This is a genomic window from Mesorhizobium sp. 10J20-29 (genome assembly GCF_054130485.1).
Window position 1 is genome coordinate 1,651,946 of sequence record NZ_CP199156.1, and the last position, 12,954, is coordinate 1,664,899.

General features: G+C 57.3%; 9 protein-coding genes. 3 read left to right on the forward strand and 6 right to left on the reverse strand.

Annotated elements, in window-relative coordinates:
- Window positions 1-132: 132 nt before the first annotated feature.
- On the forward strand, window positions 133-1,212 hold the full coding sequence (locus ACT2BZ_RS07925; protein ID WP_457940336.1) for an alpha/beta hydrolase: 1,080 nt from the start codon (window positions 133-135) through the stop codon (window positions 1,210-1,212).
- A gap of 1,201 nt (window positions 1,213-2,413) precedes the next feature.
- Here ACT2BZ_RS07925 and ACT2BZ_RS07930 read toward each other — a convergent pair.
- The 6 genes from ACT2BZ_RS07930 to ACT2BZ_RS07955 all read right to left on the reverse strand — a co-directional run bounded on the left by ACT2BZ_RS07930 (window position 2,414) and on the right by ACT2BZ_RS07955 (window position 7,564).
- On the reverse strand, window positions 2,414-3,538 hold the full coding sequence (locus tag ACT2BZ_RS07930) for a hypothetical protein (protein WP_457940337.1): 1,125 nt from the start codon (window positions 3,536-3,538) through the stop codon (window positions 2,414-2,416).
- A 74-nt stretch (window positions 3,539-3,612) separates the two neighbouring features.
- Window positions 3,613-4,341 carry an acylneuraminate cytidylyltransferase family protein gene (locus ACT2BZ_RS07935; RefSeq protein WP_457941251.1) on the reverse strand — a complete coding sequence of 243 codons (729 nt, stop codon included), beginning with the start codon at window positions 4,339-4,341 and terminating at the stop codon, window positions 3,613-3,615.
- On the reverse strand, window positions 4,334-4,579 hold the full coding sequence (locus tag ACT2BZ_RS07940; RefSeq protein WP_457940338.1) for a hypothetical protein: 246 nt from the start codon (window positions 4,577-4,579) through the stop codon (window positions 4,334-4,336). The genes ACT2BZ_RS07935 and ACT2BZ_RS07940 overlap by 8 nt, the downstream gene beginning before the upstream one ends.
- 51 nt (window positions 4,580-4,630) lie before the next feature.
- Entirely contained in the window at window positions 4,631-4,945 is a 315-nt protein-coding gene (locus tag ACT2BZ_RS07945; RefSeq protein WP_457940339.1) for a hypothetical protein, read from the reverse strand.
- A complete protein-coding gene (locus ACT2BZ_RS07950) occupies window positions 4,926-6,458 on the reverse strand; it encodes an N-acetylneuraminate synthase family protein (RefSeq protein WP_457940340.1) in 1,533 nt (510 codons plus the stop codon). Before ACT2BZ_RS07950 ends, ACT2BZ_RS07945 begins: the two co-directional genes overlap by 20 nt.
- A gap of 11 nt (window positions 6,459-6,469) precedes the next feature.
- Window positions 6,470-7,564, reverse strand: coding sequence for a Gfo/Idh/MocA family protein (locus tag ACT2BZ_RS07955; RefSeq protein WP_457940341.1), 1,095 nt, complete (start codon window positions 7,562-7,564; stop codon window positions 6,470-6,472).
- Window positions 7,565-7,977: 413 nt separating this feature from the next.
- Here ACT2BZ_RS07955 and ACT2BZ_RS07960 point away from each other — a divergent pair, with 413 nt between their 5' ends.
- Window positions 7,978-9,711 (forward strand): ABC transporter ATP-binding protein, encoded by a 1,734-nt coding sequence (locus ACT2BZ_RS07960; RefSeq protein WP_457940342.1) that lies wholly within the window; start codon window positions 7,978-7,980, stop codon window positions 9,709-9,711.
- A 460-nt stretch (window positions 9,712-10,171) separates the two neighbouring features.
- Complete coding sequence (locus ACT2BZ_RS07965; RefSeq protein ID WP_457940343.1) at window positions 10,172-12,907, forward strand: non-ribosomal peptide synthetase; 2,736 nt, start codon at window positions 10,172-10,174, stop codon at window positions 12,905-12,907.
- Window positions 12,908-12,954 lie beyond the last annotated feature (47 nt).

Sequence of the window (12,954 nt, forward strand, 5' to 3'; positions counted from 1 at the left end):
AAGAGTCTACGAATCAAAGGGCTATGCAAGGTCCCCGATTGTCCGCCTTTTGATCGATATCCGACGAGTATTTACAGAACCTAGAGGTTTCGCCAGGCTTGGAGTAAAGTAGACGATATGGGAGTGTTGGTTATGTCGAGATTGCTTTTTGCTATCTTCCTAGTGAGCGCACTCAACCTTGGAATATCGGGACTGGCGCTTGCCCAGTCGTCGTCTGACGCTGACAGCCGCCTGATTGAGATCGAGGTTCCTGCCCCTGCGCTGGTTGGTAATCTGCTCGGAACGTCCGACGTTCAGGATGTAGCTGTCTATCTGCCGCCGAGCTACGACAGCGATCCCGAACGCCGCTATCCTTCAATCTACCTGCTGCACGGTATCTTTGACGACTACGGCGTCTGGCTCAAGTTCGAGGAGGTTCCGGCACGCCTCGACCGTCTGATTACAGCGGGGGCGATTCCGGAGATGCTGGTGATCATGCCCAATGGCGGCAACAAGTACGGCGGAGGCTACTATCGCAATTCGCCCATCAGCGGGCACTGGGCAGACTACATAGCTGATGATCTCGTCGGTCATGTCGATGCGGAGTTCCGTACCATTGCCAGAGAGGGAAGCCGTGCAGTCGTGGGCCATTCGATGGGTGGATACGGAGCGCTTCATTTGGCGATCAGCCGACCTGGCGTGTTCTCCGTCATCTGGTCGATGAGTCCCTGCTGCCTGGCTGCTACCGATGATTTCGGTTTCGGTAATGACGCGTGGAAGCGGGCTGCAAGGGTTGAAACCTCGGAGGATATTGAAAATCTCATGGCCAACCGAGATTTCTATGCCGTCGCTGCGTTGGGTGTCGTGTCGGCTTTCAGCACCGAGGTTGGAGAGCCTCCGGTCTTTGGCGATTTCCCTTTTGATATCGTGCGCGGTGAGGTGGTGCTCGACAATGCCGCCTATGACAAGTATCTCGATTCTCTACCAATCCGTCAGGTTCGCCAGGCGCGCGATAACCTGCGCAGATTGCGCGGACTGGGGATTGGCGTTGGCTTGGGCGATCAGTTCTTGCATATCCCGCCCGGGACCATCGAGCTTTCACAGCGTCTCGGGTCGGAGCGCATACCCCACCTTCTTGACGTTCATGATGGGGACCACCGCCAGAGAGTGGGCGAACGTCTCGAGACCCTTGTGTTGCCGTGGGTCGGTGCGCGTATAGCGCACGCCGACTAGACCGGTCCTACTCAAGGATTGCCGCTGTTGCACCCGATGCACTCGCGCTGGAACATTGACTGACGAGCCGAAAGGATCTGGGCATAGGACAGTCACCGGTTGCGCCGCTCGCGGGGCCTCTGCACGCGGAACCGACGCCGCTTCGAAACCTTGAGACTATTTTGCCTAGCCAAGTTGCTCTGGAACGCAGGACGATCGCCGATGACTTGCACGGCGCTGTCCGCCGCCGGGCGCGATGCCGACATGAGTAGGCCGTGCGCGAGCTCGACACAAATCGGAATAGGCAGAGCTTTAAGACGAGACAACGCTGCTAACAAAACTCTCAAGCGAATTGCTGTTGTCTATTATACGGTGTCGATGTGCTTCCTTCTTTGCAGCATCAATCCATGCTGCATAAATGCAATTGTATAAGCGATCGTCTCGCTTTTTGTATATCGCATCAAAAACATGTGACTCACGCGTATGAAATTGACCGATTCGCTTTTCGATGCTCCTGGACAATCTCCGCATAAATGATCTTTTATTTATCAGAGATCGCTTCTCTACACGCTCGACTGCAACCAAAAAATCGCACGTGAGCGTAACAACAAATATCTTTTCATAATGGCCAAACATTGTAGAAAAATATCTCTGAAAGAACTCAGAGATTTGTATACGATCGATAAAACGCAGATCTCTCGGATACTCATTCTCAATTAGTTTGCATATATCGAAATGCAGCAGAACTGGAACATTCAGTCTAAGAGTTGATTGATCTGCAATATCAGGGCCATGTAAGCAGATTTTTCTTATTATTTTCTTGTCGACGCCGTATTGCGGACATTTAATGTATTTGAACTGAAAGAAATCATCGCTATTCCCAAACAGGGGGATCTTGTTTTCTAGGCAGAAAGTGATGATCGTGCTTTTCCCAACTCCTGGAGCGGAGGCGACAATGTACAGATTGTTGAACATCGGCCTCCTCGGTGCGAAACAAGTTTTCCTTGGGTTCTAGTTAGCACTAGAATGTTGGGTGTCGGTTAGGCGGTAGCGCAATTGGCAAATTGCATGATGCGATTTGGGAATCATATTATGCGGTGAGGTTGCCGTGCAGCAAGTTCCTCCTGTCGGGAGGGTGTCGGTCGACCAACGTAGGCGTCGGAGAGTATCCCATTGTTTGAGCGCTAGGTGAGCCCGTGGTTCGCTACATCGCACATGGGGCTCAACCACCACCTAGTTCGGGGGCATACCGCCGGACAGTCGACAGAACGACAGCGGCGTTTTCCTCTAAATGGGCTTTGAGACGGACTGATCCGGCCGGATCCAGTCGCTTGCCCGCCGCGATGCAAGAAAGAAAGTGAAAGTCGTAGTAGCGCATGGCGTTGCCGAGTACGAGTAGTTCATCCATCAGATTAACTGTCCCCATCGGCGAAGTTATGTCGCAGACATTGTCGGAGCCTATTTTTACCTGCACGCCATTCGCGACCAGATCCAGTACCCGAGCAATGCAGTTGTAGGTGGGCGACGGGAATTGTCGGTACTGCCGCATGCTAATGGCCGCACTCGGGCACGAAATGACGCCAATGTTCAGTAATGCCATCTCTTCGACCAGACGCGAAAATCGGTCTTCGTCATAGGTCGATGGCGATATGAAGTGGACGAGCCAGATGAAGGGGTCGGCCTCGGCCGTGGTTCCGAGGCCCATGTCGCGCACGACGCGCACGATCAGTTCTGAGCAGCCCTCGTAGCGGTGGAAGGCTTGGTCGGCGTGGATGTGGATTTGCTTTCCCAGCCGATGCGCCAGCGACAACGCGCGGCGGCAACTTTCCTCGAACCCGATATGGTCTGGATAGTCGGCCTTGTCGTCCCGCTCCGGCAGCAGCCCGATGAAATCGGCCATCGCCGCGCCCTCTTCGAGCAGCGCCCAGCGCTGCGGTTCATCGTCGCGGAATCCCAGCGGTGAATACGCGCCGAACCGCAGATCGATCCTGTCGGCGTGGCGCTCCTTGAGGCGCGCGAACGTCTCGAGCGCAGTCAGGCCGACGCGATCGGCGGTGGTGTCGACGACGGTGTCGGCGCGCGCCGTGCCGACCGAGATCATGTCGAGGACGTAACGCTCGACCCGGTTGTAGAGCTGGGCCGGATCGTAGCAATCGCTGGCATGAATACCCGGAATCACCGCGTGCTTTCCCGGCAGCGACAGCGATGCGCCGTCCATCACCCCCTGGGCGCGCAGCAACTCGACCGTCGGGTGGAAGGTTCCGGCGCGATCAAGGTGGAGGTGGGCGTTGAAAAAGCCTCCATGAGACTGGATGAGTTCGTGCAGTTCCTGAAAATATGGGGTCATGGGATCCTGAGCCGCGCGGGCAGTCCTGTTGCCCACAATTTGGGCGAACTGTTTGACCGAAACCGCAAGTGGAATCAAGGCGCGGGAGCAAGCGGGTCGCCGTTGCGGCGAAGCAGGAATTCGGCCCATTCGAGGTCGAGCTCTGTGTCGATATTGGGCACCAACTGGTCGACCACCACAGCACCCGTTCTGGCTCCCTTGATAGTTTTCTTCTCAAAGAGGCATTCGCGGGTTACAGCGTATGCGAGCCCGTTGCGGTAGTACACGGGCTGCAGCTGCTGGCGCGCAATGATGGCGGCGCCGCGCGGATCGTAATACTCTAGGCAACCGTCTTCACCGACTACAAGCTGTTTCAGCGGATGGCCTTTGCTGTCCGTCTCGCTGACCGTCCAGACTGCATCGAACTGCCGGTCGACGAGATGGCGCAGCGTTGTTTCCACATGCGCCGGTGTACGGCCGGGCGACGTCGGCTGCAGCATCAGCACGATGTCGTAGGTAGTGTCGTCCAGCGTCTCCATGGTGAGTAGCGCATGGTGTAGGACGTCCCAGTCGGCTATCCGGTCGCCCGACAGCGCCTCGGGTCGCCGGAAGGGAGCGGCCAAGCCTGCTGCTTCGGCAGCAGTAGCGATCTCGTCATGATCCGTCGAGACAACGGCTCGATCGATCGACGAGACTCTGCAAGCGGCCATACCTGCACGCGCGACCAAGGATATTCCACCCACGGTGCGCAAGTTCTTCAACCGAATTCCCTTGCTGCCGCCTCTGGCCGGAACGACTGCCAGAACCCGCCTTTGTTCAATCATCGCCACCCACCATATCCAGCATCTTCGCCGGCCATCCCGGCACAGGCTCGAGGTAATGGCGTCGCGTGACGCGAGCCGCCTCGGCATCGCTGACGCCGTAGCCGACCACCAGTATACGCCCTGGCGGGCATCGATGCCGACCGGGCAGCGTCTCGAGGATCGCCGGTTTCCGGTTGCGATAGCTGTAGGCCTGCCTGATCCACTGCCCCCAGCCGCGTTGCACGATGTGAGCCAACATTTCTTCTCGCGATGTCATCGAAACGGTATAGACAGAGGCATTTTCCGACGCCTATTGCAACGCGCCCGCCGCCTCTGGCACATCGCCCGCATCGCTCATGCCGGCCGCGACGCGCGCGGCATAGGCCTTGATCAGGCCTTCGGCGGTGATTCCGGATGTGTCGATATCATTGGCCGCAGTCGCAGCGAGCATGGCGGGGATGACGGCGTAACGCGAGCCGTCCGGATCACGTGACAGGACAGACGCTACCGCCGTCTCGCAGCCTGGCGGAAAGATCTCGGAGAATGCCTGAAGCTTCACACGTGCCAATTGGACCAGCGTGTCGTCGAAGTCGAACACGAGGACGTCAAACTCTATGCCGGTCACGGAAATAGGTAAGCCAGTGATCGACCTTGGTCTTGCGCTCGGCGCGAGGCAAGCTCGCGATTGACGGATCCTCGTAGAAAGAGTCGTCGGCATAGCTGGTCGAGGAGACTTCTTCGAAAACGCACCCTTCCAAGGTGTGGAACTTGTGCCACTCGCCCGGTTCGACGAGCAGGGTGTCGCCCAGCTCGAGAGCAAAGCGGTGACCTTCCTTGATGATCTCGACATCGCCGGCAAGCAGCTGGAAGGTCTCTTCCTTGCGCTTGTGGAAGTGATATGGATGCTTCTGCCGCGGCAACTGGATTACCAGCTTCTTGGCGTAGTCACGGTTGATGCAGGTGATCAGGACGGCGCCGAACTCGCGAAAACGGTGCAGACCGTAGTGATGCGAAATTTCAATGGTCGCAGCTTCGTTGATGTAGATGCCGGCCATGTTCAGCAGGCCGCGCACCTGCAGCATGATCTGATAGACGATCTGGTCGTCCGACATCCCGTGTGGCACAATTGCCGTCGACAGTCCCTCATTCGCGGCATAGTCGCGGTCCGCTATCATGCCGATGCGGAAGCCGCCCGATGTCATAGAGCCGTCGCTATACGGCATCGCGAAGAAGACATCGGCGGCCTTCAGCACGTCGCCTGCCTTGATGTCGTGCCGCGCGAAAACACCGCGCTTCAGTTCGGCCAGGGTCTGGTGCTCGTCGGGCCGGGCCGGCGCGCGTTCTCTTGCGCCCAACATGGCGCGGGCGCTGTTGAAAGCGCCCAGCCAGCTTTCGACCTGCGAAGGGGTCGATGAATAGGCGTTAAGATTGTACTTTTCCGTATTGAGGCCGACATGCCGCTCAAACATGCGGGCTCCCAACGCATAGGCGATCTGGATTGCGTTCAGATTGTCGGGCGATTCATGCGTCGACCAGCCAATCTCGATGCCGCGGTAGCGTTCCTTCATCTGGCGGATCTGATCTAGCTGCAGCTTGTCGTCCGGCGTCGGATAGAGCGCCACGCAATGCATGAGGGAAAAGTTCACCCGCTCAAATTGCATGAAGTTCACCAGCCAGTCGATGTCGTCGATGCGCAGCCCGGCGGTCGAGATCACGACGGGCTTGTTAACGCGGGCGACCTTCTCGAGAAGGGGGCGATCGTCGGCCGAACAACTGGCGATCTTGATGACGTCGAGATCCATGTCGCAGATTATGTCGACCGATTCTTCGTCAAAAGGGGTGCTCATGGTCAGCAGTCCCGCCTGTCTCACGATCGGCACGAGATCGCGAAATTCGTCCATCGACAGCCGTGTCTCGGTGAACCGCTTGACGTATTTGTGGTCGGTTCGATTCTTGAAATCCGGATGGATGAACGTGTCGAGTTGCCTAAACTGGAACTTCAGCGCTCCACGCACGCCGGCAGCGTTGCTCGCCTTGCCGATCTCGCGAACTATGTTTGCCGCGTGGTCGACATCGCCCTGATGATTGTTTGCGAGATCGTAGACGAAAAGATTTTCGAAAGAGAATGCGTTCCGCATTGACAGGGCTTTCAATCCATGGCTTCGGGCAAATAGCCGCGTGACCAGTCGATCTGCACGCGTCGACCGAGTTGATGCGATCGGTAAACTGCAGCGATTACCATCATAGTGTCGAGGCCGCGTTCAAGCGAGATGGGCGAGATCTGGAGATTGCCGGCCATGACGTCCGCCAGGTGGTCGATTTCAGCGATAAAGTCGTCCGGCCTGGACTTGTCTATCAGAATTTCCTCGGTCGCGCCGTCCATTGTGCCGAAAGCCACCTTGTCCTTGCCGGGAGCGGCATTCACCTTCCATTCGAGAAAGCCCTTGTCACCCTGCAGCCGGGCGGACTTGTCGGCAGGCGCCGTGACGACATCCTGCACCACATCGCCGACGAAACCCGTGTCGGTCTTGAGGGTGATGAAGGCGGCGCGGTCGTAGTCCAGACCGTTTGCAGTGACGCGGTCGAGCGCCGCCGAGACTTCAACGACCCGCCCAGCGCCTGTCAGATGCGCAAAATGCTGCCAGATGTTGATGGCGTGGGAGTGTTCCCCCGTTGCGCCGCCGCCACGCACGGAAAATCCGAGATATGAATCGGCTGGGCCGGAAAGCCAGGGATGCGCGTTGAAAATCCCTTGCCAGTGCTCACGTGTGCGGGCGGAGATCGTGATAACGCTGCCCAACCGTCCGCTCCGGACAAGCTTTTCTGCTTCGATCGTGTTCTTGCCCAGGCAGTGGTTGTAGCCAACAGCACAAAAGACCCCAGCGTCCTGAGTGGCCCTAAAGAGCTCATCGCAGCGGGCCAAACCTGGGCCGGCCAGCGGCTTTTCGATGAGCAGAACCTTCGGCTTCGCATGTCCGAGCGTCTCGATCGCCAAGGCGACGTGGGTGTCGGGCGGAGTGCCTATGAACACGACGTCTGCGTAGTCATCGACTGCATCGCGGGACAGCTTCAGACGGATAGCAGTATCCCATGCACCGTAGCGGGCCGGATAGATCTGGTCGCGGGTCCGATCGAGAGCCGCCGGGTCAACATCGGTCAGCGTTACGCGCCAATCGCGCGACCGGGCAGCATGCGCCAGATGATTGCCGATCGAGCCTGCGCCGACGATCCTGATGCTGTACATTCAAATTCCTCGGAGACGAACTCCGAACCACCTAGCGGCAGTCCATACGGAAGTCCAGAATTCCTGAATGCCGAGGAAACGGCGGTACATCCCGACGTGCTCGGCCCGGTCGGACAGCCTATATTGCCTGATCTGTCTCGCTGGTCGTTTCTATCTGGGTTGGGTCCAGCGACGATCCGCAAGACTTGGATAGTTGTGGTGAATGACATGAACCGCTATTTTTGGGCGCCTCGGCTCCCTAGGAAAGATGTCAGATATCTCAAGGTAGTCACTTCCACGCGCCAAGGGTTCTCCGACAGATTGAAACAATTGGTACGAAACGCTGCTAGGTTTGGATATCCAACGTCATGAGTCGAAAGTGGAGGAAAGAGCGTGTCGAAACTGGCCGGGCGCTCGAGCTAGGGAAGCGGGTCGTGCGGGAATCCATTCCGCCAAACCTTAATATGTATATCCTTTCGCTGATTTGCGTACTCGCCCTCGCGAGCTCAACTTCTGGGCTCGCACTGGCCATGCGCTATATCGTCAACAACATTTTCGTGAACCGCAATTCAGGACAGGTGCTGCTGATAGCCGCCGCCATTGTGGCCCTGTCCTTCATAAAAGGGCTCGCGACATACTTCCAGACCATTACGGTTGGCCATATCCGTCGTACGCTCGTAACCGACTTTCAGGTGCGGCAATTCTCGAAACTAGTTTCGTCTGAGTTGCGCTTCTTTGGAACTCGACATTCAACGGAGTTTGTATCGGACCTTCTTTATGCCGCGCGAGGGGCCGCCAGCGCGGTGCTGACCCTGACCAACAACCTCATCCGTGATTTGTTGACGCTTGTTTTTCTGGTTGGCGTAATGATTTCGCAAGATCCGATGATGTCGCTCTGCACCATTGTCATACTGCCGGTCGTCATCCTTGCGCTCAGCTTCGTAGTCAAGCGGCTAAAGAAACTCGCCAACCAACAGGTGCAGCTCAACGCTCAAGTCTCTGCGGTGGCAACGGAAGTTATAGCGGGAATCAAGGTGATAAAGTCCTTCGGTTTGGAGGAAAGAGCGCAACACGCATTCCGCAAATCCGTGATAGCGCTTGAGCGGAGTAGTCTGAAAATCAACCGTGTGACGGCCCTAACCAGCCCCATCATGGAGACGCTCGGCGGCGTCGTGATCGGCCTTTTCGTCCTCTATGCGAGTTGGCAAACCTTGGGCAACGAACGGACCCCGGGCGAATACATGGCGTTCATCACGGCGTTCATATTCGCATATGAACCGGCCAAGCGGATCGCGGGCGTCAATGTCGATTTACAGAAGCAATTAGTTGCTGTCGACAGACTCTATCAACTACTGGACCGGCCCGGTAGCGAGGCAGACACTGCGACACAGTCCGCCGGTGCCGTTCAGATCAGTAAGGGCAGCATTGAGTTCAGAAATGTATCGTTCTTCTACAATCCCGGCGAATCGGCGCTGCACGATGTGTCGTTCCGCATCCAGAGCGGCGAACGGGTAGCGATCGTCGGCCGTTCAGGTTCTGGAAAAACCACCGCAATCAACCTGATGCTTGGATTTCTCACCCCTGACAGTGGCGCAATCATGATTGACGGTCATGACATCACGAGGCTGCGTTACGATTCGCTTCGCCGCGGGATTTCGCTCATCGCCCAGGACGTCTTCCTTTTCGGCGGTACCATCCGCGAAAACATCCGGGACGGCGATCCCAAAGCCGATCGCGCCAGGATAGAGCAGGCAGCGGAAGACGCTCATGTGACCGCCTTCAGCGAACAACTGCCGCTGGGGCTGGATACTCCAGTTGGCCCAAACGGCTCATTTCTATCGGGCGGGCAGCGGCAAAGGGTTTCGATAGCCCGAGCCATTGTCAAAGATGCGCCGATCCTAGTTTACGACGAAGCGACCTCAGCATTGGATGGTGAAAGCGAGCGCGTCGTCATGTCGGCTTCGCAGAAGAACAATTTCGAACGGACAGTGATATGCATCGCTCATCGGCTTTCCACCATTCGAACCTTTGACCGGATCATCGTTCTCGACAAAGGTAGGGTCATCGATTCCGGCACTTACGGTGATCTAACGAAACGCAACGAGACCTTTCGCTCTATATTTCATATTGGGGAACCAGACAGATCCGCCTGGATCAGCGCTACGTGATCCCAGACAATCTTCAGCGGAGCACATCATATCCCAGACTGATAGGCTCTGCGGTTCAAGAGTGCCTACGCTATGAGCGTCCGGGAAAGCATTAGGGTCGAGTAGCTCGTGATCGGCTGGAAATCGGCGGAAGGACGGTCAAGGCCCATTCAATCGTGTTGCTGCTTATAGCGTCGGCAATTCGCAAACCGTCGTCTTTTGCGGAGCCCGGCCGCTTCATCTTAGATTACATCAAACCGAATCACGGTCCGCTTGGACACCGAATCCACGCAAGCATTGGGCGGATGCATATAAACGGACTTCAAGTCCGCGCTTGGATTACTGTTTGATGGAACGCGCCCGATCCGGCAATTTAGACGCGACGTAAATGGGAATCGTGTGCGGAGCATCGCTAGCCTGCCATCCTCCGGACAGTTATGCGGGAAACTCAACCGAATTGACATAGGACCAGTCTTCAAGCGTGCAGGAGATCATCCAAGACATAGCCACGCTGCTCCGCAGCAGGGCGGAATTGCATGGCGATCTGTCGGCCATCGAAACCGAGGCCGGCGAAACAGTCACCTATTCAGAACTACACCGGAGAGCGTCGAGTATCGGGGCAAGCCTCCTGTCGGCGAGACTGAAAAGAAGAGGTCGCCGGCCCCGGGTCGGGATCGTTCTTCCGAACGGCTCGAGCATGACGATAGCCCTTCTGGGGATAACGATTGTAGGGGAAGCCGCGCCTTTCAACTCTGCCAGCACAGCTGCGGAATTCGACATGTATTTCGAGAATGCCGGCATCGATGCCTTGCTGGTCAACTCGGAAGATGACGGACCAGCGGTCTCGATTGCCGAAAAGCGGGGCATCCCTCTACTGCGTTTGTCCGAGCGAGGCCAACTGGGCGGCTTTGAAGGTTTGTCGGCGTTCGTCTCTCCGCCCAAGAGTGACGACATCGCGCTTGTGCTTATGACGTCCGGGTCCACCGGTAGGCCAAAGCTCGTCCCCTTGACGCACATGAACGTATGCACATCCGCTAGAGATGTTTGCCTTTCGCTGAGCCTTGGCACAGCGGATCGGTGTCTGTCGATGTGGGAGCAGTATCACGTTGGCGGGCTGGTGGACCTGTCACTCGCGCCGCTCTTATCTGGTGGATGCATCATATCCACGTCAGGGTTCAATGCTCGCTCCTTCTTCGACTTGCTGCCCGCCCAGAAGCCGACATGGTTTCAGGCGGTGCCGACGACGCTAAATGAACTTCTGAATCAGGCTTCCCGAAATGGCGCTGCGTTGCGGCCAAACACGTTGCGCTTTGTCCGGTCTGTCGCCGCCCCACTACCGCCTGCCCTGATGCGCGATGTCGAAGAATTGCTAGGTGCTCCCGTCATTCAAACATTTGGGATGACCGAGGCCGGACCGCTGATTGCATCTACAGCCTTGCCGCCGGCGATCCGCAAGCCGGGGTCGGTCGGCCGTTCGTGCGGCGCAGAAATCAGGATCTTCGAACCCGCCGCCCCGGAAAAACCGCGCCACGGAGAGGTCGCCGTGCGCGGCGCCAACGTCTTTCACGGATACGAAAACGACGATGCGGCTAATCGATCGGCGTTCCGTGACGGCTGGTTCCTTACAGGAGATATCGGCTACTTTGATGCCGATGGCGACCTGTTCCTGACCGGTCGCATCAAGCAGATGATCAACCGCGGTGGCGAAAAGATAAACCCGCAAGAAATCGACGACGTTCTGCTGTCGCATCCGGCTGTCGCGGAGGCCGCGTCATTCGCCGTCAAGCACAGGACTCTGGGCGAAGACGTGGCCGTCGGCGTTGTGCTTAAGCATCCTGTCACGACGGAAGAATTGCAGAAGTACCTCGGCACCCAACTTTCCTCATTTAAGGTGCCGAGCCGGATCGTCGTACTGGACCGGCTCCCGCGCAATCCGGTTGGCAAGATCGACCGTTTAGCACTTGCCGGCACCACTGAGAAAGCCCACGCAGAAGTTGGGCATGTGGCCCCACGCAACGACCTCGAGGCTTTCATTGCAAATCTGTGGTCAGAAGAACTCAGCGCCGGTCTCGTCGGGATCTATGACGACTTTTCTGCACTCGGTGGCGATTCCCTTTCTAGTGTGCGTATTTGGATGGCGCTGGAGGCATCCCTTGACGGGGTGATTCCGAAGGAAGCGCTAGCGAACGCTTCGACGGTGGCCGGCCTGGCAAAAGCGCTAGTCGATTCCGGACTCAGCCTGAAAGGCCAAACAGCCGGTGCAGATTCGGATACCCCCCGGGTTAAGGGAGTTGCGTCGATCTTGTCGGCGGTCAAGGCTGGCAGCGTGGGGATCGAGAACGATTCACGCCTTCTGGTGGACCGGCTGGAAGACGTAAGTTCGCCGAACGAACTCCGGATGCTCCAGGATGCCATGACGCTGTATGGTACTCCATCCGAACTCTCTCAGCTTCTGGACCAGACCCGACATGGGCAACCGGGACGCGCTCGCAGCACAGGGATCGTGGCCTCAATCGGCCTGAGGCTCAGGCAGGAACGCTGGAGGCGACAGCTTGCTCGCGAGATTGCCGCGGCGCCCGCCGCTAGTCAGTGGAAGCGCACTGTCATATCGAACGACATCATCCATTACTCGAACGGGGCTGCCGATGTTTCTGAAAAAACGCTGATAGTGGGTTTTTCGGGCAATCAGATGCGACTGATGATCCCCACCTACCGCATTTTGAACTGCATTGATCCGGGCAAGTTTGACCTCCTGCTTCTCTGTGATCGGAAACGCTCGATGTTCTCCCAAGGCGCTGAGGGAGCGGGCTCAACCCTCGAGGAAATCGTGGAGTTCGCCCGCCGCTTCGTGGCAGATACAAATTTCCCACGCACCGTTTCTTTTGGCACGAGCGGAGGAGGCCTACCGGCGATCCATACCGCGGTCGACCTTGGATGGTCAAAGGCCATCACGGTGGGATCCGCCAGCCCGGCGCGCAGCCTGGAACTCGCAGCAAGATTGAAGAGACTGGCCGCAACTACGGCCAGCCAACATACCAAAATTCTAGCGACGTTTGGAGCCAATGCGCGGGACGCGGATGCCGCCAACCAACTTAGGAGCATTTTTCCAACCGTCTCCCTCTATCCGGAACCACGCTTTCCGCAACACAATCTGTTGCACGAGCTTTACAAGAACGGCCAGCTCGCGGCTTTCATGGAAATGGTTCTAAATGACTAGCGCTCTGAGGATCGAGACGGCAGCCGCGCACAAGGCCGGCCTGGCAA